The organism is Pseudomonas sp. NPDC089428 (genome assembly GCF_044749325.1).
Classification (GTDB): Bacteria; Pseudomonadota; Gammaproteobacteria; order Pseudomonadales; family Pseudomonadaceae; genus Aquipseudomonas.
On record NZ_JBIVHT010000013.1, the window covers coordinates 119,095 to 144,373 of the forward strand.

At 64.3% G+C, this 25,279-nt stretch carries 24 protein-coding genes; 9 read left to right on the top strand and 15 right to left on the bottom strand.

Annotated elements, in window-relative coordinates; all coding sequences use genetic code 11:
• Positions 1 to 28 precede the first annotated feature (28 nt).
• Complete coding sequence (locus tag ACIPZ5_RS21435) at positions 29 to 778, bottom strand: SDR family NAD(P)-dependent oxidoreductase (RefSeq protein WP_261943980.1); 750 nt, start codon at positions 776 to 778, stop codon at positions 29 to 31.
• Between the two features lie 150 nt (positions 779 to 928).
• On the opposite strand from ACIPZ5_RS21435, the gene ACIPZ5_RS21440 reads away from it, so the two are divergent.
• Complete coding sequence (locus ACIPZ5_RS21440) at positions 929 to 1,849, top strand: LysR substrate-binding domain-containing protein (RefSeq protein WP_400810487.1); 921 nt, start codon at positions 929 to 931, stop codon at positions 1,847 to 1,849.
• A 143-nt stretch (positions 1,850 to 1,992) separates the two neighbouring features.
• Positions 1,993 to 2,898: a LysR family transcriptional regulator gene (locus ACIPZ5_RS21445; protein ID WP_103447619.1), complete on the top strand. Its 906-nt coding sequence runs from the start codon at positions 1,993 to 1,995 to the stop codon at positions 2,896 to 2,898.
• Positions 2,899 to 3,019: 121 nt separating this feature from the next.
• Here ACIPZ5_RS21445 and ACIPZ5_RS21450 read toward each other — a convergent pair whose 3' ends face one another.
• Positions 3,020 to 3,436, bottom strand: coding sequence for a RidA family protein (locus tag ACIPZ5_RS21450; protein ID WP_014590706.1), 417 nt, complete (start codon positions 3,434 to 3,436; stop codon positions 3,020 to 3,022).
• Positions 3,436 to 4,755 (bottom strand): flavin-containing monooxygenase, encoded by a 1,320-nt coding sequence (locus tag ACIPZ5_RS21455; protein WP_400810489.1) that lies wholly within the window; start codon positions 4,753 to 4,755, stop codon positions 3,436 to 3,438. The genes ACIPZ5_RS21450 and ACIPZ5_RS21455 overlap by 1 nt, the downstream gene beginning before the upstream one ends.
• A 293-nt stretch (positions 4,756 to 5,048) precedes the next feature.
• Between ACIPZ5_RS21455 and ACIPZ5_RS21460 the strand changes: the two genes are divergently transcribed.
• Entirely contained in the window at positions 5,049 to 5,726 is a 678-nt protein-coding gene (locus ACIPZ5_RS21460) for a DUF1028 domain-containing protein (RefSeq protein WP_261943983.1), read from the top strand.
• On the top strand, positions 5,719 to 6,879 hold the full coding sequence (gene argE / locus ACIPZ5_RS21465; protein WP_400810490.1) for an acetylornithine deacetylase: 1,161 nt from the start codon (positions 5,719 to 5,721) through the stop codon (positions 6,877 to 6,879). The genes ACIPZ5_RS21460 and argE overlap by 8 nt, the downstream gene beginning before the upstream one ends.
• 87 nt (positions 6,880 to 6,966) lie before the next feature.
• Here the strand turns inward: argE and ACIPZ5_RS21470 are convergent, their stop codons facing one another.
• The 3 genes from ACIPZ5_RS21470 to ACIPZ5_RS21480 all read right to left on the bottom strand — a co-directional run bounded on the left by ACIPZ5_RS21470 (position 6,967) and on the right by ACIPZ5_RS21480 (position 11,324).
• Complete coding sequence (locus tag ACIPZ5_RS21470) at positions 6,967 to 8,235, bottom strand: carbohydrate porin (RefSeq protein ID WP_400810492.1); 1,269 nt, start codon at positions 8,233 to 8,235, stop codon at positions 6,967 to 6,969.
• 99 nt (positions 8,236 to 8,334) lie between these two features.
• Positions 8,335 to 10,752, bottom strand: coding sequence for a glucose/quinate/shikimate family membrane-bound PQQ-dependent dehydrogenase (locus ACIPZ5_RS21475; RefSeq protein ID WP_400810494.1), 2,418 nt, complete (start codon positions 10,750 to 10,752; stop codon positions 8,335 to 8,337).
• 218 nt (positions 10,753 to 10,970) lie between these two features.
• Positions 10,971 to 11,324 carry a cupin domain-containing protein gene (locus ACIPZ5_RS21480; protein ID WP_261943987.1) on the bottom strand — a complete coding sequence of 118 codons (354 nt, stop codon included), beginning with the start codon at positions 11,322 to 11,324 and terminating at the stop codon, positions 10,971 to 10,973.
• Between the two features lie 118 nt (positions 11,325 to 11,442).
• Between ACIPZ5_RS21480 and ACIPZ5_RS21485 the strand changes: the two genes are divergently transcribed.
• Together ACIPZ5_RS21485 and ACIPZ5_RS21490 are read left to right on the top strand one after the other, a co-directional pair.
• Positions 11,443 to 12,342 (top strand): LysR family transcriptional regulator, encoded by a 900-nt coding sequence (locus ACIPZ5_RS21485; protein WP_261943988.1) that lies wholly within the window; start codon positions 11,443 to 11,445, stop codon positions 12,340 to 12,342.
• A 113-nt stretch (positions 12,343 to 12,455) separates the two neighbouring features.
• Positions 12,456 to 13,655 (top strand): MFS transporter, encoded by a 1,200-nt coding sequence (locus ACIPZ5_RS21490; RefSeq protein ID WP_400810496.1) that lies wholly within the window; start codon positions 12,456 to 12,458, stop codon positions 13,653 to 13,655.
• 66 nt (positions 13,656 to 13,721) lie between these two features.
• Here ACIPZ5_RS21490 and ACIPZ5_RS21495 read toward each other — a convergent pair whose 3' ends face one another.
• A complete protein-coding gene (locus ACIPZ5_RS21495; RefSeq protein ID WP_400810498.1) occupies positions 13,722 to 14,333 on the bottom strand; it encodes a LysE family translocator in 612 nt (203 codons plus the stop codon).
• Between the two features lie 101 nt (positions 14,334 to 14,434).
• Here ACIPZ5_RS21495 and ACIPZ5_RS21500 point away from each other — a divergent pair, with 101 nt between their 5' ends.
• Positions 14,435 to 15,412, top strand: coding sequence for a GlxA family transcriptional regulator (locus ACIPZ5_RS21500; protein ID WP_400810500.1), 978 nt, complete (start codon positions 14,435 to 14,437; stop codon positions 15,410 to 15,412).
• A 38-nt stretch (positions 15,413 to 15,450) separates the two neighbouring features.
• On the opposite strand, the gene ACIPZ5_RS21505 is transcribed toward ACIPZ5_RS21500, so the two are convergent.
• The 4 genes from ACIPZ5_RS21505 to ACIPZ5_RS21520 form a co-directional block, all read right to left on the bottom strand.
• The gene (locus ACIPZ5_RS21505; RefSeq protein WP_400810502.1) at positions 15,451 to 16,302 is read right to left on the bottom strand and encodes a CAP domain-containing protein; all 852 of its coding nucleotides are present in this window, start codon (positions 16,300 to 16,302) and stop codon (positions 15,451 to 15,453) included.
• Between the two features lie 165 nt (positions 16,303 to 16,467).
• Positions 16,468 to 17,079, bottom strand: a complete 612-nt coding sequence (locus ACIPZ5_RS21510) for a cell wall hydrolase (protein ID WP_261943993.1) — start codon at positions 17,077 to 17,079, stop codon at positions 16,468 to 16,470.
• A gap of 47 nt (positions 17,080 to 17,126) precedes the next feature.
• Entirely contained in the window at positions 17,127 to 18,044 is a 918-nt protein-coding gene (locus ACIPZ5_RS21515; protein ID WP_400810504.1) for an AEC family transporter, read from the bottom strand.
• Between the two features lie 99 nt (positions 18,045 to 18,143).
• Positions 18,144 to 19,007, bottom strand: a complete 864-nt coding sequence (locus ACIPZ5_RS21520; RefSeq protein ID WP_400810505.1) for a LysR family transcriptional regulator — start codon at positions 19,005 to 19,007, stop codon at positions 18,144 to 18,146.
• A 568-nt stretch (positions 19,008 to 19,575) separates the two neighbouring features.
• Between ACIPZ5_RS21520 and ACIPZ5_RS21525 the strand changes: the two genes are divergently transcribed.
• Positions 19,576 to 20,028: a hypothetical protein gene (locus ACIPZ5_RS21525; RefSeq protein ID WP_400810507.1), complete on the top strand. Its 453-nt coding sequence runs from the start codon at positions 19,576 to 19,578 to the stop codon at positions 20,026 to 20,028.
• A 74-nt stretch (positions 20,029 to 20,102) separates the two neighbouring features.
• Here the strand turns inward: ACIPZ5_RS21525 and ACIPZ5_RS21530 are convergent, their stop codons facing one another.
• The 4 genes from ACIPZ5_RS21530 to ACIPZ5_RS21545 form a co-directional block, all read right to left on the bottom strand.
• The gene (locus ACIPZ5_RS21530; protein WP_400810509.1) at positions 20,103 to 20,702 is read right to left on the bottom strand and encodes an START domain-containing protein; all 600 of its coding nucleotides are present in this window, start codon (positions 20,700 to 20,702) and stop codon (positions 20,103 to 20,105) included.
• 91 nt (positions 20,703 to 20,793) lie between these two features.
• Positions 20,794 to 21,630: a bifunctional allantoicase/(S)-ureidoglycine aminohydrolase gene (locus tag ACIPZ5_RS21535; protein ID WP_027918838.1), complete on the bottom strand. Its 837-nt coding sequence runs from the start codon at positions 21,628 to 21,630 to the stop codon at positions 20,794 to 20,796.
• A 132-nt stretch (positions 21,631 to 21,762) separates the two neighbouring features.
• Positions 21,763 to 23,127 (bottom strand): LLM class flavin-dependent oxidoreductase, encoded by a 1,365-nt coding sequence (locus tag ACIPZ5_RS21540; protein WP_400810511.1) that lies wholly within the window; start codon positions 23,125 to 23,127, stop codon positions 21,763 to 21,765.
• 16 nt (positions 23,128 to 23,143) lie between these two features.
• A complete protein-coding gene (locus tag ACIPZ5_RS21545) occupies positions 23,144 to 24,115 on the bottom strand; it encodes an aliphatic sulfonate ABC transporter substrate-binding protein (protein ID WP_400810513.1) in 972 nt (323 codons plus the stop codon).
• A 193-nt stretch (positions 24,116 to 24,308) separates the two neighbouring features.
• Here ACIPZ5_RS21545 and ACIPZ5_RS21550 point away from each other — a divergent pair, with 193 nt between their 5' ends.
• Entirely contained in the window at positions 24,309 to 25,187 is an 879-nt protein-coding gene (locus tag ACIPZ5_RS21550; protein ID WP_400810515.1) for an SMP-30/gluconolactonase/LRE family protein, read from the top strand.
• Positions 25,188 to 25,279: the final 92 nt, after the last annotated feature.

The window sequence follows — 25,279 nt, forward strand, 5'->3', positions numbered from 1 at the left end:
CAGATGCAAAACACAGTGCCAGGGTCGATCAGTGAATCAGCATGCCTCCGTTGACGTCCAGGGTGATGCCGGTGAGGTAGCTGGAGAGGTCGCTGGCCAGAAACAGCGCGGCGTTGGCCACGTCGCGGGCTTCGCCCAGTCGGCCCAGGGGGATGCCATCGATGATCGCGTGACGGCGCTCGTCCTGCATCAGGCCGCCCGTGATGTCGGTATGGATCAGCCCGGGAGTGATGGCGTTGACCCTCACGTTGTCCGGGCCGAATTCACGGGCCATGGCCTTGCCCAAGCCCAGCACACCGGCCTTGGCGGCGCTGTAGTGCGGGCCGCCGAAGATGCCTCCGCCACGCTGTGCCGACACCGACGACATGCAGATGATGCTGCCCGAGCGTTGGGCGCGCATGGCAGGGAGCACGGCCTGGGACATCAACAGTGTGCCGCGCAGGTTGACGTCGAGGATGCGCTCGTAGTCCTTGCCGGTGATTTCCAGGGTTTTCACCGGTTGGGTGATACCGGCGTTGTTGACCAGCACGTCGATGCGGCCAAAGTACGCCAGCACTTCGGCCACCGCGTCGCGCACCTGGGCTTCGTCGGCGACGTTGGCGGCAAGGCCCAGGTGGCCTGCGCCCAATTGCGCGGCAGCGTCACGGGCGGCTTGCAGGTCGAGGTCGAGGATGGCCACCTTGGCGCCCTGGTCGGCAAAGGCCTGGGCGGTGGCGCGACCGATACCGCGGGCAGAGGCGGCACCGGTGACGATTGCGATTTTACCTTCGAGCAGCATGGGTGTACTCCGGATGTTTGTTGTTGTGGGTACAGCTTGGGACCCACGCGAGGGCTGGGCAACGCAGTGCACTTCAGCCTATGCTGAAAAAAATTCAGCACAGGGCAGGGGCGTGACCACGTTCGAGGCCCGTTACACCCAAGGAATGCGATGAACCACGATCCGGGCAAGAAGCCCTTGCAACTGCCGCCGCTGAAAGCGATTCAGGCCTTCGAGCAGGCGGCGCGCTTTGGCAACGTCGCGCGCGCCGCCGAACAGCTCAACCTGACACCGTCGGCGGTCAGCCATCAGATCGCCAACCTGGAAGCGCTGATCGGCCGGCCGTTGTTTCTGCGCACGGCCAAGGGGGTGACGCTGACGGCGGCAGGCGACCAGTACCTGCGCGAGGTATCGGGCATTCTGCAGAGCCTGGCCATGGCCACCGAGCGGGCTGGCAGCGCGGTCGGCTTCGACTGCCTGCGCCTGCATTCGGCGCCGAGCTTCGGCCTGCTCTGGCTGTTGCCGCGGCTGGAACATTTTCGCGCCAGCCACCCGGATATCCAGATCAACCTGTCGTGTTCCTATGAAACGCTGCACTTTGGCCGCCATCAGATCGACGTCGATATCCGCCATGGCTACCCCAACTGGCCGAGCCTGGAGGTGCGCACCATCCGCTACGAGCGGGCCACCGTGCTGGCGTCGCCGGCGTTGCTGGCCCGCCAGCCGATCCACCAGCCTGCCGACCTGCTGGGGCAGAACCTGATTCTCTCCGAGTCGGCGCTGGTGCAATGGCCGCAGTGGTTTGCCCAGCAAGGCGTATCGTTGCCACAGGCGCCGTTCGCCTTGAGCTTCGACCGTTCGTACATGAGCCTGGAGGCGGCCAGCCATGGCTACGGGTTCGCCCTGGAAAGCTCACTGTTGTCACAGGACTACGTGGCCAGGGGGCAGCTGGTGCCGGTGTTCGGTACCGACCAGGCAAGCCCGGTGAGTGCTCACCACCTGGTGTTTCCGCGGGGGCATGCCGAGTTGACCAGGGTGCGCACGTTCCTGCAGTGGATGCAGGGACAGTTGGGGCATGATTTCAGTTACTGATTGCCACGAGCCGCAGAGGGCAGCCATTTTGTATTCAAGCCTTAGGCAAATCCTTCATCACCCAGCAGCCCGCTGAATCAGGCCACAAGGTAAAGTGACAGGAAAATACCAAGGCGCCCGCCCAGGGCGCCAACGAGGTGCCTGTGGCTTCCTACACCCTGCGACAACTCAAATACTTCGTCACCACCGTCGAGGCCGGCAGCGTCGCCGAGGCCTCGCGCCAGCTGTACATCGCCCAGCCGTCGATCTCCACGGCGATCAAGAGCCTGGAGGAAAGCTTCGGCGTGCAGCTGTTCATCCGCCACCACGCCCAAGGGGTGTCGCTGACCCCTAGCGGCAAGCGCTTCTACGCCAAGACCAAGTCGCTGCTGCAGATGGCCCACGAGTTCGAGCAGAACGCCCTGGCCGACAACGACACAGTGGCCGGGCAGATCGACATCGGTTGCTTCGAGACCGTGGCGCCGTTGTACCTGCCGCGGCTGATTGCCGGCTTTCGCGAACGCTATCCAGGCGTGGACATCCGCCTGCGCGACGGCGAGCAGCAAGACCTGATCCAGGGCCTGACCGCCGGCACCTTCGACCTGGCGTTTCTGTATGACCATGATCTGGACGGCACCATCGAAGCCGAACCCTTGATGCCGCCGCAGAAGCCTTACGTGCTGCTGCCCGAGAAGCACCGCTTCGCCGGCCAGGCGCAGGTGTCGCTGCGCGACCTGTGCCCGGAGCCGATGATCTTGCTGGACGTGGCGCCGAGCCGGACCTACTTCGTCAGCCTGTTCAATGAAATGGGCCTGACGCCGAACATCGTCTTCAGTTCGCCGTCGATCGAGATGGTGCGCGGGATGGTGGGGCAGGGCTTCGGCTTTTCGTTGCTGGTGACCCGGCCGCATTCGGAATGCACCTATGACGGGCAGAAGCTGGTGATGATCGACATCGCCGAGCCGGTGGCGTTGTCGGGGTTGGCGGCGGCGCACCTGAAGCGGGTGCAGCTGACCAAGCCCGCGCAGTTGTTCGTCGAGTTCTGCCGCGAAGAACTGGCCAAGTTCTGAAAATGCTTCGCGGGCAAGCCCGCTCCCACAGGGTTGCGCCGAACCTTAGGTCTGCGCGGTACCTGTGGGAGCGGGCTTGCCCGCGAATGGGGCGCAGAGCGCCCCCGGCGTTTTCACAGGATCACTGCTGATCCGGTACCACCGCAATCACATCGATTTCCATCAGCCACTCGGCCTGGGCCAGACCGGCCACCACCAGCCCGGTGGAAATCGGGAACACCCCCTTGAGCCATTTGCCCACTTCCTTGTACACCGGCTCGCGGAACCGCGGGTCGGTGATGTAGGTGGTGGTCTTGACGATGTGCGACAGGTCCGAGCCTGCCTCTTCAAGCAGTTGCTTGACGTTCTTCATCGCCTGCTCGGTCTGCGCCCGAGGGTCACCCAGGCCTACCAGCTTGCCTTCGAAGTCGGTGCCGACCTGGCCGCGCACGTAGATGGTGTTACCGGCCCGCACGGCCTGGCACAGGTCGTTGTCCAGGGTCTGGTTGGGGTAGGTTTCCTTGGTGTTGAACATGCGGATGCGAGTATGGGTAGGCATCAGTGGGCTCCGAGGGTGCTGACGTTGCTGATCGAGTGGTCTTGTTGGGCATCCGCTTCGCGCTGCTCGCGGTCGCGGTAGGCCAGGTAGGTGCGTTGCGTGGCGATATGGCCGGCGACGTGCTTGGCGTCGTGCCATACGCCCCAGATGAACGACGAACCACGGCGCGACAGCCAAGGCAGGCCGAGGAAGTACACGCCTGGCTCGCGGGCTACGCCGCGCTGGTGCTGGGGCTTGCCGTTGGCATCGAAGGTGTCGACCTGCAGCCAGCTGAAGTCGACACCGTAGCCGGTGGCCCAGATGATGCTGGTGACGCCGGCCTGGGCCAGGTCCAGTTGCTGCAGCGGGTTGACCATGCATTCCGGATCAGCCAGGCGCTTGCGCGCTTCGGGCTCTTGCGGCAGGTCCAGGCCGTTGCGCTCGATGTAGGCATCGGCGGCGTCCAGCAGGGCCAGGTAGTTTTCGTCGCCACGGTTGATGTTTTCGACCAGGTTGTCCTGGAAGCGCGCTACGCCGTTTTCGAACGACTGGGTCAGCCCAACCAGGGTCATGCCCTGATGGGCGAGGGCGCGGAAGTCCACGGTGTGGCCGCCACGGGCGCCACTGACGGCGATGGTCACGTGCTCGCGGCCCGGCTTGGCGATTTCCGCGTCCCACTCGCCGAGCACGCCCAGCCACCAGCAGAAGTCGCGGTTGCGGTAGGCCCGAGGCGGTCGGTCGTGGGCGCCGACCGACAGGTACACCTGGCGCCCGGCGCGCATCAGTTCTTCGGCGATCTGCACACCGGAGGAACCGGCGCCCACTACCAGCACGGCGCCTTCAGGCAGTTGCTCGGGGTTGTAGTAGGCAGCAGAGTGGATCTGGTGCAGGTTGGCGTCTTTCGGCGCGATGGCCGGGATGACCGGCTTCTGGAACGGGCCGGTGGCGGCCACCACGCGGTTGGCGCGGATCACGCCTTCGTTGGTTTCGATGGTGAAGCCGGGGCGGTCGGCGTTGCGCACCACCTTCTTCACTTCGATGCCGGTGCGTACCGGCAGGTTGTACTTGCGAACGTACTGTTCGAAGTAGTCGGCGACCTGGTCCTTGCCAGCGAAGGCGTCGGCGTCGAGGTTGAATTCCAGCCCCGGGAAGCGGTCGTGCCAGACCGGGCCGTTGGCCACCAGCGAATCCCAGCGGCCGGTGCGCCAGGCCTCGGCGATGCGCTTGCGCTCCAGTACCAGGTGCGGCACGCCAAGCTTGTTCAGGTGTTCGCTCATGGCCACGCCGGCCTGGCCGGCGCCAACCACGAGGGTGTCGATTTCGATGTTGTTCAGTGTCATGTCCGAGCCCTTGTTCAGGCGGTTTTTGTCAGGTCGGTTTGGAGGACCGCCGTTGCCTGGGGCCAGACTAGGGACGCCTGGAAATTCGCGAAAATAGTATTTAGCTGGGGCTTGCCGATAAAACGGCGAAGGCCCCGATTTGCAAGGGCTTGACTGGGGTTCTCAGGGCTTTTCCAGGTGTATTGGCGGGCCTTAGTTTTTTCCTGTTCAAGGCACAGGAAAATGTTGGTTTCGTGGCCCTGAAGGTTCCGCCCAGAATGCTGGGCATCGCACAGAACAACAGGAGCTCCACCATGACCTTCTCCATCATCGGTCGCTGCCAGGAAACCGGCCAGGTCGGTATTGCCATCAGCTCGTCGAGCATCGCCGTGGGCGCCCGCTGCCCCTGGGTACGTGCCGGTGTCGGTGCCGTGTCCACCCAGAACATCACCTTGCCGGCACTCGGCCCGCAGATCCTCGATGCCCTGGAGCAGGGCCAGTTGCCGCCAGCCGCCGCGCTGGACCGGGTACTCAGCGCCAATGGCTGGAGCGAGTATCGCCAGGTCACGGTAATCGACAGCCAGGGCCAGGTGGCGCTGTTCACCGGCAAGGAGGCGCTGGGCGTGCATAACGCCGTGGCGGGTGAGCAATGTGCGGCCGCTGGCAACCTGTTGTCCTCGCTGCAGGTGATCGAGGCCATGGTGCAGGCTTTCGAACAGGCCGGCGGGCATCTGGCTGACCGCCTGCTGGCGGCGATGCATGCGGCGATGGCGGCCGGTGGCGAAGCCGGCCCGGTGCACTCGGCGGCGCTGAAGATCGCCGGCGAGCTGACCTGGCCACTAGTTGACCTGCGTGTCGACTGGGCTGAGGAAGACCCGATCGGCGTGCTCGATGGCCTGTGGCAGGCGTACCGCCCGCAGATGCAGGACTATGTCACCCGCGCCCTCGACCCGACCGCCGCGCCGAGCTACGGGGTGCCGGGCGATGAGTGAATTCAGCAGCCGCACCTTGCTGGAGCGGCTGATCGGCTTTGCCACGGTCAGCCGCGATTCCAACCTCGAACTGATCGGTTTCATCCGCGACTACCTGACCGGGTTTGGCGTGGAGTGCGAGCTGTTCCACAACCCGGAAGGCACCAAAGCCAACCTGTTCGCCACCATCGGCCCCCAGGATGTCGGCGGTGTGGTGCTGTCCGGGCACACCGATGTGGTGCCGGTGGAAGGCCAGGCCTGGACGCTGCCGCCTTTTGCCCTGACCGAGCGCGATGGGCGCCTGTATGGCCGCGGCACGGCTGACATGAAGGGTTTCATTGCCTCGGTGCTCGCTGCGGTGCCGGCGTTCCTTGCGCAACCGCTGCGCCTGCCGGTGCACCTGGCGTTCTCCTATGACGAGGAAGTCGGCTGCCTGGGCGTGCGCTCGATGCTGGCCGCACTGCAGCAGCGCCCGCACAAGCCGCGGCTGTGCCTGATCGGCGAGCCCACCGAACTCAAGCCGGTGCTTGGCCACAAGGGCAAGCTGGCGATGCGTTGCGAAGTACATGGCGCAGCGTGCCACTCGGCGTACGCCCCTTACGGGGTAAATGCCATCGAGTACGCCGCAAAACTGATCGGCAAGCTGGGCGAGATCGGTGAGGCGCTGGCCTTGCCGGCGCATCATGACGAGCGCTTCGACCCGCCGTTCTCCACGGTGCAGACCGGGGTGATCAAAGGCGGCAGGGCACTGAACATCGTGCCGGAGGAATGCGCATTCGATTTCGAAGTGCGCGCCTTGCCGGGGTACGAAGCACAAGCCGTGGCCGACCAGTTGCAGACCTACGCCGAGGCCGAGTTGCTGCCGCGCATGCGCAAGGTCAACGCGGCCAGTGCAATTCGCCTGCAACCGCTCAGTGCGTATCCAGGGCTGGCCACGCCAGCTGACAGCGAAGCCGCGCGGTTGGTGGCCTTGCTCAGTGGCTCGGATGATTTCGGTACCGTGGCGTTTGGCACCGAAGGCGGTTTGTTCGACCAGGCTGGCATACCCACTGTGGTGTGTGGGCCAGGCAGCATGGACCAGGGGCACAAGCCGGACGAGTTCGTCAGCGTCGAGCAGCTGCAGGGCTGTGATGCGATGTTGGAGAGGCTGGTGGATTACCTCAGGCATGCCTGAGCGGGTATATCACCGCCCTTGCGGGCCGTGCCGTACCTGTAGGAGCGGATTTATCCGCGAAGGGGCCGCAGAGCGGCCCCGGCAGTTTTAGAAGGTAGCCTTGACCTGCAGGCCCACCACCAGCGCGTTGTCGATGTCTTTGCCGGAGAACGCACCTGGCTCGATGATGTATTGCACATCCGGGCGCAGGTTCAGCCACGGCGTGGCCTGGTAGCCATAGCTCAGTTCGATCAGCTGCTCGGCATTGTCGATGTTGGGGAACTGCTGCCCGGCGTTGAAGGCGGCGTCTTCCAGCACATCGCGGCTGCGCGGGTTCGGCACGGCGCGGCCATAACCCAGGGCCACGGTATCGCGCGGGCGGCCTTCGAACGGCTTGTACAGCACCACACCGGCGCCATACCACTTGGTGAACGGCGAAGCAGCCTCGCTCGCGGCCGAGTACTGGCCGAAGGCGTGCAGGCTACGGCCCGGCGAGCCGGCGTCATTCCATACCGCCTGATCGACCAGCAGGTAGTGGCCGCCGCGACCGGATACTTCCTTGCTACTGTCGACGCGTTTCACGTCGGAGCTGTCGTAGTAGTAACCCAGCTTGTACTCGCCTGGCAGTTCGCCCTGCAGCTTGTACACCAGCTCCACAGGCACCACGGTACCGGTGGTGTGCTTGGGCCCCAGGTGCCAGGCGCGGCTGGAGTTGCCGTTGCTTTCCGGGTCGACGTTGAACGCCGCCACGCGCAGCTGCCAGGACGGCCACAGGTCGTATTTGACGCGCACGCCGAGGTGGGCGTTGGGGTAGTTGGTCCAGCCGCTGCCGCCGGACATGTTCAGCGGGTGGCCGCAGAAGCCGGCGTTCATGAAGTTGCACAGGATGCCGCTGTCCAGGCCGCCGAGGTCGTTGCCCATGGCCATGTAGCCAAGCTTGACGTTGAGTGCCGGGGTGAACAGGGTGCGCTCGTAGCTCAGTTCGGTCAGGCGGGTGTACAGGCCACCGTAGTTTTCCTGGATCGGCAGGCGGTTGCCGACCAGGTCTTCCGAGGCACTGTTGCCGCGGCGGTCGTTGATGGTCAACTGGACCTTGCCGCCGTTTTCCAGGCCGTACAGTTTCGACAGGTCGAACTGTGCACCGAGCTTGATGTTCTGCGAGTAGCGCGCCGAACGGTGCAGGCCACCGTGGGTGTTGTAGGCGGTTTCGCCGCTGTAGTCGCCGGTGATCTTGACGCCGTCTTCTTCGAGCTGGTGACGCAGGCCGCCCCAGTCACCGGTCATGGTGCTGCGGTTGAGCAGGTCGCCGTCGGCCAGGGCAGGGGTGCTGGCCAGGGCCAGGAGCAGGGTTGGAGTGATACGGATAGCGGATGGCATTGCTGTGTCTCGTGTTGTTGTTCAGGGCCCACTCGCGATCAGGCCCGCCCCCACATGGATCGATGGGGGCGGGCCTGGTCGTTGCAGAAGCGACGCGGTTTACGGCAGCGCGTAAGAAATCACATAGTCGCCACGATCAGTCGACTGGCGCGCACCGCCAGCGGTGATCACCACGTACTGCTTGCCGGTTTTCGGCGAAACGTAGGTCATCGGGCCACCCTGGCTGCCCACTGGCAGGCGGGCTTTCCAGATTTCGTTACCGTTGCTGCTGTCGTAGGCGCGCAGGTAGAAGTCCTGGGTACCGGCGATGAACACCAGGCCGCCTTGGGTCGACAGGGTGCCGCCGAGGGTCGGCAGGCCGATCTTGATCGGCAGGTGCATGCGGATGCCCAGGGGACCTGTGTCTTCCACGGTACCGACCGGTACCTGCCAGGCGACCTGGCGCGACTTCATGTCGATGGCGGTCAGGGTGCCGAATGGCGGAGCCTGGCAAGGAATGCCAGCAACCGACAGGAAGCGGTTCTTGTTCACGGCATACGGGGTGCCCTTGAGCGGTACGGCGCCCATGCCGGTGTTCAGCGCTTCACCGCCGGAAGCGGCGTCGCCTTTGTTCTGCGACGGGATCATCTGGATCCACAGGCCCAGGCGCATGTCGTTGACGAAGATGAAACCATGTACCGGGTCAGTGGAGATGCTGCCCCAGTTCATGCCACCCAGCGAACCCGGGAAGCTCAGCGACAGGTCGGTACCCGGCGCGGTGTACAGGCCGTCGTAGCGCATCTTCTTGAAGTCGATACGGCACAGCAGCTGGTCATACGGCGTGGCACCCCACATGTCCGATTCGCTCAGGGTCTGCGCGCCGATCTGTGGCATGCCTACCGATTTGGGCTGGGTCGGGGAGTACGGCTCGTTGGGGATGTTGCTCGCCTTGACCGGTACTTCGTCGACCTGGGTCAATGGTTTGCCGGTAGCACGGTCGAGCACGTAGATCTGCCCGGCCTTGGTGCCGATCACCACCGCAGGCACGGACTTGCCGTCGTCCTTGGTGAAGTCGATCAGGCTTGGCTGCATCGGCAGGTCGAAGTCCCAGAGGTCGTTGTGCACGGTCTGGAAGACCCACTTCTGGTTGCCGGTGGTGGCGTCCAGCGCCAGCACGGACGCGCCGTAGGTGTGGTCCAGCTTGCTGCGTTCAACACCGTAGATGTCGGTGGACGACGAGCCCATTGGCAGGAACACGGTGTTCATCGCCGGGTCGTAGGACATCGGTGCCCAGCTGTTCGGGGTGCTGCGCACATAGGTGCTGTCGCCTTCTGGCGCCTTGCGGTCTTCCGGGTTGCCCGGGTCGAAGGCCCAGCGCATTTCACCGGTGATCACGTCGAAACCACGGATCACGCCGCCAGGCATGTCGGTCTGGACGTTGTCGGCGACACGGCCGCCAACTACAACGGTGGTGCCGGCCATCAATGGCGCGGAGGACAGCTGGTAGTAGGAGTCCGGCACGTCACCCAGGCCGGCCTTGAGGTCGACCTGGCCATTGTTGCCGAAGCCCTGGCAGAACTCGCCGTTGTCGGCGTCGACGGCAATCAGGCGGCCGTCGATGGTGTTGGTCAGCAGACGACGCTGGCAGTTGGCACCGGCTGCGACGCTGACGCTGGTGACAGGCGAGCTGTTCGGCTGGGTCGGCTGGGCGATCGCGGCGGTGGCGTCGAAGTAGGCCATGCCACGGCAACGCTGCCAGACCTTGGACTGCGCGTTGATTGCGTTCTTCCACAGCTCTTTGCCGGTGTCGGCGTCAAGGGCGATCAAGTTGTTGTGCGGGGTGCAGATGAACACCTTGTTGCCGATTTGCAGCGGGGTCAGCTGGTCTTCGGCACCGTTGCCGTCACTGATGGCGACGTCACCGGTGTGGTAGGTCCAGGCCACCTTGAGCTTGTTGACGTTGTCGCGGTTGATCTGGTCCAGCGCGGCGAAGCGGCTGCCACCTTCGGTGTTGCCGTAGTGGGCCCAGTCCTTCTGCTCCTTGCCGGCTTCGACCGGGGTCATGCCCGGGCCTTTGCCGGTTGGAGCAACGCTTGGGTGCGCGACGAACATGTTGCCGACGGCGATCACCAGCGCCACGGCCAGCACGCCGGCGATGCCGTAGGCACCACGGCCGGCGCTGGCGCCATTGGCACGGGCCAGCATCGGGTAGACCAGCGCCACCACCATGCCGATCGCGCCGAACATGAACAGGCGCGAGAACAGTGGCCAGAACACCAGGCCGGCGTCGCTCACAGCCCAGATCGCAGTACCGACCAGAAACGCCGCATACAGCCAGGCGCCGGCCTGCTTGCGGCGAGCGATGAGAATGCCGGCGATGGCCATGGCCAGGCCGCCGATCAGGAAGTACCAGGAACCGCCCAGGCCAGCGAGCTTGACGCCGCCAGCAGCCAGGAGCAGGCCGAGCAGGGCGACGATCACGCCCAAGCCGACCAGAATGATTTTTGTAGCGCCAGAGGCGCGCGGTGTTTCGTTCATGCCAGGGATCTCAGCAGGTGGAATGTGCGCAGTTTAAGCCCTTAGCTTGCTAATTAACAAGTTGGTACATAATTTTCTGAGGCTGATTGTCGCAGGGCTGAACTTGCGAATATGCGACTAAAAGTCTAGGACACGTTCTGAAAATTGCAGTAAACGCAGTGTTTAGGAGGCATGTGCATGTGACGGCTTAGACTTTTGTAGCATGAACGATGGGTGTTTCAATGGCTCGGCCAGGGTGTGTCGATGCCATGAAACACGGCAAGCCAGATGGTCGGCTGCCCCTTTGCAGTCCATTCCACGCGGTGCCGGCAATGCGCCGGAATGTCCAGGCAGTCGCCCGGGGCCAGCAAGCGGGTGTAGTCCTCATGCTCCAGGCGCAGCCCTGCGCTGCCGGCCAACAACATGATCCATTCGCCTTCGGCCTGGTCGTACCAGAAACCGGGCGGACTGGCCTGGCCGCAGGACACGATGCGTTCGATGCGCAGGCCAGGTCGCTGCAGCAGTTCATCGACCCGCTCGCCAGCGGCCGGGTCGCAATGGGGCAGGGCATTGAGCAGATTGGTAATGGTCATGGGAAATTCTCGCGCTGATGGAGGTGCTTCCACTATGGACCTGATCGCTCTGTTGCGCGCTTCTTGACCCGCCTTGTGGATTGTAGGAGTGTTCCGAAATCTGAAAATTGGAGTAGCTATGGACAAGCTCCTGGCGATGCAGATGTTCACCGCGACAGTCGATGCACAAGGCTTTTCCGCAGCGGCGCGTCGGCTTGGCGTGGCTACCTCGTCGGTGACGCGCCTGGTCGATGCGCTGGAGTCGGAACTCGGTACGACCCTGCTCAATCGCTCCACACGCCAGGTCAGCCTGACCGAAGCGGGCGCACGTTACTATGCGCGCGCCAGAGAAATCTTCGACGCGCTGGAGGAGGCAGACGCCAGCGTCGCCGACCGCGGCGATGAGCCAGTCGGCGTGCTGCGCCTGTGCCTGCCGGTGGAGTTCGGCCGGCGGGTGATCGCACCGCACCTGGGGCCATTCCTGGCCCGTTACCCGTCGCTGGAGCTGGACATCGACATGAGCGACCGGCTCGATGACCTGCTCGACGGCCGCTACGATCTGTCCATTCGCCTCGGCGACCCGTCACCGAACGACGAACTGGTGTGCCGGCAACTGGGCCGCTTCCAGCGCTGGCTGGTGGCAAGCCCGGACTACCTGGCCAAGCGTGACGCGCTGCTGCACCCCGAGCAGTTGCTGCAGCAGGCCTGCCTGCGTTTTCGCTATGGGCAGAAGGCGCGCGCCTGGCGCCTGCAACGCGCGGATGAGGTGCTGGAACTGGAAGTGAGCGGGCCGCTGCGCAGCGCCAACGCCGACCTGTTGCGCGAAGCGGCGCTGGCCGGTAGCGGTATCGCCTTGCTGGCTGATTGGCTGGTGCGCGAGGATGTCGCGGCCGGGCGTCTGCAGCGGTTGTTCGCGCAGTGGCAGGTCAGCCCCGGTACCGCCAACGACAGCATCAATGCCTTGTACTTGCCCAACCATCGCGGCTCTCGGCGGGTCAACGCGTTCATCGGCTTTTGCGAAGGCCTGCTCAACCCCTGATCCCCAGCGTTGCGCCTGGCGCAAAGCCCCGTTGCGCCACTGCCGGATTCACGCAGCGGCAAGCGCTCGGTAAGGTGCCAGGCATATTCCAACCCGATGCCGAGGTACCTCGCATGAATTCCTCCCTTGCTGCTGCCCAGCCAGCCCATGCCAGCCTGAGCCGTGCCCTGGTCGCGCTGCTGGCATTCTGCTGCGGCGCGATCGTCGCCAATATCTATTACGCGCAGCCCATCGTCGGGCTGATCGCCCCGGACCTGGGCCTGTCCACCGAGCGCGCCAGCCTGATCGTGTCGCTGACCCAGCTGGGTTACGCACTGGGCCTGCTGTTGCTGGTGCCACTGGCCGACCTGGTGGAAAACCGCCGGTTGATGATCATCACCGCCGTGCTGGCCTGCGTCAGCCTGCTGCTGGCAGGCACCAGCAGCAGTGGCCAGGGGCAGCTGTTCCTGGCCTATGCCTTGCTGATCGGTTTCAGTTCGGTGGCTGTGCAGATGCTCATCCCATTGGCCGCGCACCTGGCGCCTGAGCAGGAACGCGGGCGGGTGGTCGGCAACATCATGGGCGGCCTGCTGCTGGGCATTCTGCTGGCGCGGCCGATGTCGAGCCTGGTTGCCGACCACTTTGGCTGGCGCACGGTGTTCATCGGCGCTGCCGGCCTGATGCTGGCAATCATCCTGTTGCTGGCGCTGACGCTGCCGCGCCGGGTGCCTGAGCACAAGGCGAGTTATGCCGGCCTGATGCTGTCGTTGGTTGCACTGCTGCGTCAGCACCCGGTGCTGCGTCAGCGCTCGCTGTACCAGGCGTTGATGTTTGCGGCGTTCAGCCTCTACTGGACCGCGGTGCCGCTGGCCCTGGCCAGCGAGCATGGCCTGTCGCAGAGCCAGATCGCCTTGTTTGCCCTGGTCGGTGCCGTTGGCGCCATCGCCGCACCGATCGCGGGCCGCCTGGCCGACGCCGGCCATGCCCGTGTCGGTTCGTTGCTGGCGCTGGTGTTGGCACCGGTGGCACTGCTGCTGGGGCTGACCACGCCCGGTTACAGCGTGATCGGCCTGGGGCTGACCGGGGTACTGCTGGATTTTGCGGTGCAGATGAACATGGTGATTGGCCAGCGTGAGGTGTATGCACTGGACCCGGCCAGCCGCGGGCGGCTGAATGCGCTGTACATGACCAGCATTTTCCTTGGCGGGGCAGCGGGCTCGGCGGTGGCCAGTGCGGTGTTTGCCCAACAGGGGTGGCACGGTGTGGCACTGGTGGGGGCGGCATTGCCGGGCATGGCGCTGGTGTTCTTCCTGTCGGTTTCGCGGCGCGCTTGAAAGGGGGCGCCTGGCGCCCCTTTCGCCGGCAAGCCGGCTGCCACAGGAGCGCGGCAGCCAGCGATACTACCGGCCCAGCGGCAAGGCCACGCCAATCAACGCGAACAGGCTCGCGCAGCAGCGATTGAATCCCTTGCCACCCTTTGCCAGCCATGGCCGGATACGAAACGCCAGGCGCGCCAGCACGTATTCGACCACGCACTCCACGCTGGCAAAGGTCGCTGCCATGATCACGAACTGCAGCAACAGCCCACGCTGTGGGTCGATGAACTGCGGCAGGAAGGCACCGTAGAACAACAGCACCTTGGGGTTGGCGATCGCAGACAGCAGGCCTTGGCGGAACATCCCCGGATTGCTCAGGCGGGCTGCGCGCTCGGTCACTTCCAGCTGCAGGGCAGGGCTGCGCCAGAGCTGGATGCCCAGCCAGACCAGGTAGGCCCCGCCCACCCACTTGAGCACGGTCAGCACCGAAGCCGAGGTCTGCAGCAACGCCGTCAGCCCGAACATCGCCAGGGCAATCAGCGCACTGAAGCCGAACACCCCGCCGAGGATGGTGAACAGTGTGCGGCGCGCGCCGTACAGCGCGCCGTGGGTCAGGGCGAGCAGACTGTTCGGGCCAGGGGTCAGCGACAGGCCGATGCTCGCCAGCAGGTAGATGAGCCAGGTATCCAGAGCCATGGTGGGTGCCTTCGGAATTCACGAGCGGCCAGTCTATGCGACGGCGCTGCAAGCGCAGGGTATGATCTGGACATTTCATGGTGTTTTCTGGACGAGTTTACATGACCCCTGATATCCGCCTGCTGATCTTGCCGTTGCCAGATTTCGCCTTGCTGCCATTCGGTGGGTTTCTCGACAAACTGCGCTTCAGCGCCGACGACGAGGACTACAGCCAGCAGCGCTACTGCAGCTGGACCCTGGCCAGCCTCACGGGTGAGCCAGTACCGTCGAGCAGTGGCGCGGTGATGCAGGTGCAGGCCATTGCCGAGCAGTTGCAGTGGGATGACTACGACTACCTGGTGCTGTTCGGTAGCCGCAATGCCGAGGCCACTGCCGCATTGGCACCCCATTACCAGCGCCTGCTCAAGCGTGCGGCCAAGGCGGGGGTGAAACTGGTCGCCATCGACAACGCCGCCTTCCTGCTGGCCGCCTGCGGCCTGCTGGACGGGCACAAAGTCGTGGTGCACTGGCGCCATGAGGCGGAGTTCCGGGCATCCTTCCCGCATCTGCAGCTGTTGCGCGAGCAGTTGTACTACATGGATGGCGCACGCATCACCTGTGCCGGCGGCACGGCAGCCATCGACCTGGCGGTGGAACTGCTGGCGGGCGCGTGCGGACGGGCCCGGGCGCTCAAGGGGCTGGCCGACATGCTGGTCGACGAGTCGCGTGACAGTCGCCATGCCCTGCGTTCGCTGGAAACCGGTGCGGGGCAGGGGCGCCAGGTGCAGCGCGTGCTGGCACTGATGCGTCATCACCTGGCGGCGCGTTGGTCGATCGAACAGCTGGCGGGCGAGCTGGGCATCAGCCGCCGGCAACTGGACCGGCAATTCCAGGCCAGCCACGGCATGAGCGCCAAGGCCTGGTGGCTGGAAATGCGCTTGCAGCAGGCGCGCTGGCGATTGCTCAACGCCAGCCACAGCCTGGCGCAGATCGCCGATGAGGTCGGTTTGGGGGATGCCAGCTACCTGGGCAAATGCGTGAAGCGGCGGTTTGGCTGCACAGCATTGGCGCTGCGCACACGTGCTACACGCACCGTGTAGGAGCGGCCTTGTGTCGCGAAAGGGCCGCTCCTACAGGGTCACTGCGGTGTGCCGAACAAACCGGTCCAGTAGATGCCCGCATCGCTCTTCGGGTCCACTGCATAGGCCGCGCCCATTTCGCGGAAGTCCGCGTTCATCAGGGTGGCGCAATGGCCTGGGCTGTCCAGCCAGCCATCCACCACCTTCTGCGCCGTGTCGCGGCCGGCGGCGATGTTTTCGCCAATCTGCCGATACAGATATCCGGCCAGCTCGGCCCGGTCGCCCGGCGTGCGCCCGTCCTTGTCGATATGGTCGAAGAAGTTCTGGTTGGCCATGGCCCGCGTATGATTGGCCGCCACGCCCGCCAATGCTGCATTCCAGCTCAACGCTGGCGCTGCGGGGAATGGCTGGCCACCGCACTGGTGTGGCGCCTTGCGCGCACTGTTGATGGCCTGCAGCAGCTTCTGCCCTTCGGCCTGCCAATCGCCCAGGCGCCCGCTGAGCAAGGGCCGGGCAAGCACGATGCGCCAGTCGCGGCCTTCCTGGCTGACGCCGATGTCGACGAACTGCGGGTCGAGCACCACCTGGCAGAAGCTCTCTTTGATGGCGTTCATGGCCGCATTCGCATCACGTGGGCCAGAGAGGCTGATGGCCTGGACGTTGACCATGGGGTAGGCTGCGCGGCTCATGGCCTGCTGCAGGTCGCGAGTGCCCTCCGGCGACAGGGCCAGGCGCGTGTCGCTGTTGAGCGGCGGCAGTTCCACCGACACCTGGTCACCGCAGCGCTGGGCCTGGCTGCGGTAGATATTGATCGAATCGATCAGCTGCGCCTCTTCGCCGGTGACGGCCAGGGCTCCGGTCGACAAGACCAGGCCCAGCGACAAGGCGGCAACGGATGACAGGACGCGCATGTGGATCTCCCTGTGACTGGCAGCGTCTTGGTATGCGCTGCTCATCCTACACAAGCGCAAGGCGTTTGGCCCACTCTCGTGCAAAGCAAAGAAAACGCCAGCAATGACTTGCGGGCGGCAAAAGAGGGAGTAGACCGGTGAACGCCAGAAAAGTGCGATGGCCTGTCAACGCGCCAGCGCCTGGTTCGGCTTGTAGAACAGAAAGTGCCGGGTCTCGGCGGTTTTGCGATAGGCCTTGGCCCAGTCCGGGTGCACGTTGCGGTCATGGAAATACAAGGCGCCCCCGGTCGGGTCCTTCAACTGCTGGTTCAGTGCCTTGCGCGCGATTTCCTTGGCCACGTCGTAGCGTTGTGCTTCCTCGACCTGGTCGGAGCGCCCGTCACACCACCAGGAAAACTGGCAGGCTTTGGTTTCAACGCCCTGCTTGACCACGCCGCAGATGGTATCGGGGAAGCCTTCATGGCCCAACCGGTTGAGCACCACGCTGGCCACCGCGCTCATGTCCTGGGCATCGGCGCCTTTGGCTTCCCAATAGATGGTGCGGGCCAGGCAGGTGATACTGTCGTCCATTGGCGCCTGGCCTGCCGGGTCCACCGCCTGCACCTCGACTGGGGTGATGGTTTCCGCTTTTTTCGGCGGTGGGGCATCCTCCACCACCTTTTTCTCAAGCTTTTCGGCCTTGTCTTCGGCCACGGCGGCCTTGGCACTTTCGGCGGCATGCAAGGGGCCTGCGAGCAGGGCCGAAGTCAAGCAGATCACCATCCACGAGAGGCGCATGGTCGAGTTTCCAACGGTGGGGTGATTCACAGTCTAGCCAAGCGGATTCACTTCAGTGCAAGCATCAGCACCAAGGGCAACGTCACGGCTGCGACCACGGTCTGCAGGGCGATGATGGTCGCCATCAATGGCGCGTTGCCGCCCATCTGGCGCGCCATCACGTAAGACGACGAGGCGGTTGGCAAGGCCTGGAACAGCACCGCCACGACCGCCGCCTGGCCGCTCAGCCCAAGCAGGCGGCACAGGCCCCAGGTGGTCAGCGGCATGACCAGGAACTTGAACGCCGATGCCGCCAGCAGTGGGCGCACTTGCTGGCCGAGGCTGGCTCCGCCGAGCGCGGCACCCACGCACAGCAGGCCCAGGGGCAGGGCGGCCTGGCCCAGCGCCTTGACCGTTGGCTCCAGGCCAGCCGGCAGGCCCAGGCCGGTGACCCGCAGCAACAGCCCCCCGGCGCAACCGACGATCAGCGGGTTGGCGAAGATGGCCCGCAGCACCGTCGCTGGCGAACTGTGGCGCGCGCTGAAGCGGGCGAACACCAGCACGCAGAGCAGGTTGACCAAGGGCACGATGGCGGCGTTGGCCACCGCTGCCAGGGCAATCCCGGCGCTGCCGTAGATGCCGGCGGCGAGGGTGGCGCCGATGTAGTTGTTGAAGCGCACGCCGCCCTGGAACACCGAGGTAAAGTCGGCGCCTTCATGGTTCACTGCACCCTGGTAAAGCACCAGCAGCACGGCACCCAGCAAGGTCGAAAGCATCAGCACGCCAACCATGCCCAGCACCGGTACGCCCTCGAGGTTGGCCGTGGCCAGGCCATGCAGGAATAGTGAGGGCAGCAGCACGTAGTAGCTCAGGCGTTCGGCGCCGGGCCAGAACGACTCGGCGAGAAAACCACGGACCCGCAGGAAGGTGCCCAGGGCGATCAGCAGGATGATAGGCACCAGGGTGGTCAGCAGCAGGTGGAGCATGGGTGTCATTCCGTGGTCGGGTACGGGCACAGGTTAGCGTGGCTGACCGAACGGGAAAAACGTTGATTTCTGCAGCGACTGTTGAGAAAAACTGTACATTCAGGCGTCCATGGCAGTCTTCAGTACCGCACTCAGGTGGCGCCGCTGACTTTTTTGGTGTTCCAGCAGCACCACCCGCCGCACCAGCTGAGGCTCGCCAAACGGCAGGCAGGTGGCGGGTGGCAGGCGCTGCAGGTCGTCATCGGCCATGGGAATGATCGCCACACCCAGCCCCATCACCGCCATGCGCGCCAGCGCTTCCTGGCTGTCCAGCTCCATCTGTTCGCTGACCTGCAAATGCTGGCGGCGCAGCTCCTGCTCAATCTGACGTCCGGCCCAAGCACGTTTGTCGAAGCGCAGGAACGGCTGGCTGGCGAGCAGCTGTGGCAGGCTCTGGCCAGCCAGGTCGGGGTGGGCGATGGCCCAGAAGCGGTCTTCGAACAGGGGCGTGAAATCCAGGCTTTGCGGGTAGGGGCTGATCGGCTCGGTGGTGATCGCCGCATCCAGCTCGCCATCTTCGACACGCCGTGCCAGCTCCGCCGACATCCCCGAGTTGACGCTGATGTGCAGTTCCGGATAGTGCGCCTTGAGCCACACCAGGGCCTTGGGCAGGCGTCGGGCCAGGACCGTGTGAATCGCCCCCAGACGCAGCCGGCCACGCAGGCTCGGGCCGCTGGCCAGGGCATCGGCCAGTTCGTCGTAGGCGCCGAGTATGTGCTCGGCCCGCGCCACAGCCAGTTGCCCAGCCTCGGTCAGCACCACCTGGCGGCGGCTGCGGTCGAACAGCGCGACCTTGAGTTCGTCTTCGAGGGTCTTGATGTGCAGGCTCACGGCCGAAGGGGTGAGGCTGAGTAGGTCGGCGGCACGGGCGAACGTGCCGTGGCGGGCGATGGTCACCAGGGTGCGCAGGGCTTTGAGGGACACGCGAACGGGCTCCGGGCGGCTAGCGAAGTGCTTGAGTCTGTGGCTGGATGGGATGCCTGGCAAGGTGCGCAGTCCCAAAAGTCACGTGGGTACGATACCTGCTTATCCCAACCCATAGAGAAACGACGTGAAAGCACGGGTCTTCAGCGCAGTGCTGGCCTCGACCGGTCTCGTCCAGGCCGCACAGACGTTGGAACTGAAGCTGGTCGGGGTAGACGGCCCGGGCAAGTCGATCGCACCAGCTCGTCCGAGGCCAGCAGGTTATCGAGCATGCGCCCCCACCCAACGCCACGCCATGCCCGTGTAAGGCGGCTTGAATGATGCCGTGGGGCTTCAACACTTCACTCAGGGTAAGGACGCTTTGGCTTGAACGCTGGTTGATCAAGGGTTTTAGAGAAAGCCGCCGTCGGTGAAATTGATTGAGTTCAAAGTTTTGTCGCGCACTCGAGCAAAAAGATGAACCCACCCAACGTGCAACTCGTAGTCCTGCTAGTTGTACGATTGCTTTGTCCTTTTTAATTTGTGAGTGCGGCTAAAGAATGGCTTTGGCCAGAAACGAGGTAGTGGCATGAATATTTTTGAATGTGCAGGTTTGAAACTTAACGAAGAGGCAAGGCAGCAAGCAGGGGCTAAAGAAGAGCAGTGGTTCACTGTTACCTGGAAGCGACCGAATGAAGCATATGAGACTCATGAGGGGGCAGATGCGTTCATTGACTATGAGTATAATGCGGGCCACATTCAGCTGGTAGGCAACATAATCCGAAAGCACTCATGGTTGGTACTTAATATTCCCAACAATTATGACGACGGCACTCATGAAATTATTACTTTCGACGAGAAGCTGAGCGGAAAGGAAGGTGTTGTGTTATCAGGTGTGTTAGACCAAATGATAATGAATGACTGGCGCGGAAAATTGACATTTGAACGAAAAGAAAAATTTACGGCAACGTTCAATGCAGTCAGTGAAGGCGGTTATGAAATTCAGGAGGCGAGCATGGAATTCAATAGCTATAAGAAGTAGTTAAACAAGCGCCGGTGTGATGGCATGCGGTCATGGATTTGAATTGCATAAATTCTGCAAGGGACGTAAGGCCCTTACGGCTGGCGTTCGGCTACCGCACGCAAGGTTCGCAGCGTCACCACCGGGGCATCGACGACGAAGCGGTTGGCCAGCCAGCCCGGTACGTCCCCGGCAGGATCTGCCTGCAACTGATAGGTGACTTCGGTTTCTCGCTCGCCGAGCGGCTTCATGATCCATTCGCCCGACAGGCGCTGAACGCGGATCAACCCGGGTTCTTCGGGCAAGCGGCCCGGTTCGGCGCTCAGGTGCCGCACCAGGGTGCCGTCATCCAGGCGCTCGGTGCGAACCTTGAGAATGATGTCGCGCGGCAGGGTCGGCCATGGCAGGTTGGTGGTCAGGTAGACCCAGGTGCTGTCGCCATCCACGCCCAGCAAGCGCATCTGCTCGCAGGCGTAAAGCCATTTGCACGCCACCCGCAGGTTTTCCTGCAGGTCGGTGAGGGTGCGTACGCTGGCCTTCATGGTGCTGACGCCGCGGAACTGCTGGTAGGGCGAATCGGCCACGCCACTGAGGTACACGCGGATACCTTCGCGGTCGTAGGCAATCTTCCAGTCGTCAGCCGCCAGGCTGGCGGTGGAAACAAGCAGTACGGCAAGTATCAGGCAGCGGTTCATGGCGAGTACCGCGCATGGAGGCAGGGTTTTTCAGTATGAGCGGCAAACAGAAAGCCCGCCAGGTGGCGGGCTTTCGGGCATCAGCCTGAACTCAACGCTGTGGATTGAGGGTCAGGTGCACATGGCGGTTGACGTCCTTGTACAGCAGGTAGCTGAACTTGCCTGGGCCACCGGCGTAGCAAGCCTGCGGGCAGAAGGCGCGCAGCCACATGAAGTCGCCGGCTTCCACTTCCACCCAGTCCTGGTTCAGGCGGTACACCGCCTTGCCTTCCAGCACATACAGGCCGTGTTCCATGACGTGGGTTTCAGCAAACGGAATCACGCCGCCCGGCTGGAAGGTGACGATGTTGACGTGCATGTCGTGACGCATGTCGGCCATGTCGACGAAGCGGGTGGTGACCCAACGGCCTTCGGTACCTGGCATTTCGATGACGGTGGCGTTGTCGCGGTGGGTGACGAACGACTCAGGCACGGCCAGGCCTTCGACCTTCTGGTAGTGCTTGCGCAGCCAGTGGAAGGTGACGTTGGCCTTGCTGTTGTTGCGCAGGCTCCATTCGGCGCCCGGGGCCAGGAAGGCATAGCCGCCCGGGGTCAGGGTGTGGTGCTTGCCTTCGACGGTGATGTCCAGCTCGCCTTCGACGATGAACACCACGGCTTCGGCATTCGGGTCCAGCTCAGGGCGCTCGCTGCCGCCTTCCGGAGCCACTTCGACGATGTACTGCGAGAAGGTTTCGGCGAAACCGGTCAGCGGGCGGGCGATGACCCACATGCGCATCTTGTCCCAGAACGGCAGGTGGCTGGTGACGATGTCACGCATCACGCCTTTGGGGATGACGGCATAGGCTTCGGTGAACATGGCACGGTCAGTCAGCAGCTCGGTCTGAGCTGGGTGCCCACCGTGGGGGGCGAAGTAGGAGTGGTTCGACATGAGCGGTCTCGACTTGTTGTTCTCTCCCCGTGCCTTGGACCACACCGGCCGGTGCGTGCAGGGGATGTGCGGACAGCATAGGGGGCAGCCCGCATCATCCACAAATTAAATGTTGAAATACTCGACATTCAGTTACTGAATGCGAACCTGGCGCCCCGCGTGGGCCTCCGGCAGGCGGTCGCCGTGGCCGAAAAGCTTGTTGCGCAAGGTGCCGTCGGCGTAGCCCAGTGGGTAGCGACCACGGCGCTGAAGCTCCGGTACCAGCAGTTCGACGACGTTGGCCAGGTCGTCCGGTTGTACGGCATAGGTGAGGTTGAAACCGTCGATGCCGGTCTGCTCGAGCCAGTGCTCCAGTTGGTCGGCAATGTCGCCTGGCGAACCGACCAATACCGGGCCACGCCCGCCCAGGCCGACGAACTCAGCGGCTTCACGCACGGTCCAGCGGCGGTTCGGGTCGGCCGCAGTGAACGCCGCCAGGGCGGCGCGGCCAGCATCATTCTCGACATATTCGATGGGCGCATCCGGGTCGAGGCCGGCGAAGTCGATGCCGGTCCAGCCCGAAAGCAGGGCGAGGGCCGCATCCAGGTCGACGTAACGGCGGTATTCGGCAAAGCGCGCCTGGGCCTCTTCCTTGGTTGGCGCGACGATCAGCAGCGCCTGGGCATAGATCAGCACCTCGTCGCGGCCACGCCCGGCCACCTCGCTGGCCTGGCGAATGCCGTCGGCGTAGCGGCGCAGCACGGTGGGGGTCGGGCCGCTGATGAACACGCACTCGGCATGCCGGGCGGCGAACTGTTGGCCGCGCGCCGAGGCACCGGCCTGGAACAGCACCGGGGTGCGCTGGGGCGATGGCTGGCAGAGGTGCATGCCGGGCACCTGGAAGTGTTCGCCAGCGTGCTGGATCGCATGCACTTTCGACGGTTCGATGTAGCGGCCGGTTTCGCGCTCCAGTGGCACGGCATCGTCCTCCCAGCTTTTTTCCCAGAGTTTGTACAGCACCTCCAGGTACTCCTCGGCCAGGTCGTAGCGCTGGTCATGGCCCAGCTGGCGGGCCAGGCCCAGGTTGCGGGCGGCGCTGTCGAGGTAGCCGGTGACGATGTTCCAGCCGACCCGGCCATTGCTCAGGTGATCGAGCGTCGACATGCGCCGGGCAAACGGATAGGGGTGCTCGTAGGTCAGCGAGAAGGTCACGCCGAACCCCAGGTGCTCGGTGACTCCGGCCATGGCCGGCACCAGCAGCAGAGGGTCGTTGACCGGCACCTGCACGCCACCGCGCAAGGCGGCTTGCGGGCCACCCTGGTAGACATCGTAGATACCCAGCACGTCGGCGATGAACAGCGCATCGAACAGCCCGCGCTCCAGCAGGCGCGCGAGGTCGGTCCAGTAGTCCAGGCGGTTGAACGCCACGCTGGTGTTGCGCGGGTGGCGCCACAGCCCCGGGGACTGGTGGCTGGCGGCGTTCATGCTGAAGGCGTTGAAACGGATGTGGCGGGGCATGGCGTTCACTCCCTGGTCACGGCAATACAGACGCCGGGTAGATCGCATCGGCCACCTGCAATTTGCGCGGGATCAGGCCCAGGCCCTGGAAGGTATCGGCCAGTTTCTGCTGCTCGGCGACGATCTCAGGGGTGATGGCCACGGCGTTGTAGTTGCGCCGCTCGCTGGCCACCTCCAGCACGTTGGCGCTGATGCCCAGTTGTGGTGCCAGCAGCGCGGCGACTTCGGCGGGCTTGGCGTTGGCCCACTGGCTGACCTTGCCCAGCTCGCTGAAGAAGGTTTTCAGCAGGTCGCGGTGCTGGTCGGCGAAGGCGGCGGTGGACAGGTAGAAGGTGCGGTTGTTGGACAGGCCGCTGCCATCGCGCAGGTTCTTCAGGCCCGGCTGGCTTTCGGCTGCAGCGAGGAACGGGTCCCACAGGGTCACAGCCTGCACGCTGCCTGATTGCAGGGCGGCGACGGCGTCGGCGGCGTTGTTGACATAGGCCGGGGTGATGTCCTTGTAGCTCAGGCCGGCCTGCTCCAGGGCCACCGCCAGCAGGTATTGGGCATTCCAGCCGCGGCCGGTGGCCACGCGCTTGCCTTTGAGGTCCTGCACCGCGGTGAGGTGATCCTGCTCGCGCACCACCAGGCCGATGCCGCGCGGGTAGGGTTGTTCGGCGGCCAGGTAGACCACCGGTTTGCCGGCGGCCTGGGCGAACACCGATGGCGCGTCTGCAGCGTGGCCCAGGTCGATGGCACCGGTGCTCAGTGCCTCGAGCAGTTGCGGCCCGGCGGCGAATTCGTGCCAGCTGACCTTCACGCCTTGGGGCGCCAGGGCCTTTTCCAGCGCGCCGCTGCCTTTGAGGATGTTGATGCTGTTGAATTTCTGATAGCCGATGCGCAGGGTCTTGGTGTCTTCGGCGAAGGCGCTGGACCAAGGCAGCAGGCTGCTGGCGACAGTCGCCAGAATGCCGCCTAGCAGTAGGCGGCGCAGGGGGGAGAAGGGCATTGACGTCGCTCCTTGAGCAGGTGGGAAAGGGTGCACCCAGCCTAAGGAGGAGGCCTCTGGCTTTCAATTTTTTAATTCCATTTTGTTAGAATGTTTTGTTCTTTTTATATCCTTTTGTGTTTGCGTCATCTGATGACGACAATTTCTCATGCGCTTGCTAGCATTCGGGCCAAAATCGAGGAGCCCCCCGTTCATGTCCATCCTGCGCCGGCGCAGCACCCGTATCGCCCTGACTGCCACCACCAGCCTGGTGGCCGCGACCCTCGGCTTTTTCGCCTGGCAATCGTTCTACCCGGTGCAGGCCGCCAGTGGCTGGCGTGTCGAGGTGCTGCACCGCGACGTGGCCAAGGCCGCCTCGCTGCTGCCCCAGGCCGACGGCAGCCTGCTGGTCAGCCGCGAGCTGGATGACGGCAAAGGCAGCATTCTCAAGATCACCGCCAGCGGCGACCGCGTGGTGCTGATCGACAACCTGTCCAAGCCCGACGGCATGGTCGCGGCACAAGGTGGCTGGGTGTTCAGCCAGGAAGGCGGCCACGCGCCGGTGAGCCTGTCCCGCGATGGCCAGGTCACTCACCTGTTCAACGGTGACAGCGTGCAGGGGCTTTGGAATGACGGCGATCACCTGTATGCCATCGAAGACCGCAAGGGCAATGGGCGCCTGATGCGCTATGACTGGGCCAGCGGCCAGCTCGACGTGCTGCGTTCGGGGTTGACTGAAACCGAGGGCCTGGCCCGTTGCGCCGACGGCCGCCTGCTGTACACCGAGAAAGGCACCGGCATCGTTCGTGCGTTGTCCGATGACGGTAAAGACCCGGTGGTGGTCGAGGGCCTGCGCCATCCCACCTTCCTGATGTGCGACCAGCGTGGCCTGTGGATCAGCGAAGACAACACCCACCGCGCGCGCCTGCTGCGCGTGGATGCCGATGGCACTCAGCACGTGGTGCTGACCTTCCTCAAGGCACCGCAGTCGATCATCGCGGACGGCAAGGGGGGCTACCTGCTCGCGGAAGGCGGGCGCAATCGCGTGCTGCAGCTGACCCCGCCCGCCGACGAGGCCACCGCCCAGCGTTAACTGGGCAGGCGGCGATATCGCGAGGTTGCATGGGGCAGGGTCCGTCCAGGCAGGAGGCACGCAGGCTAGCGGGTTGTTGAATGGAATTTCAA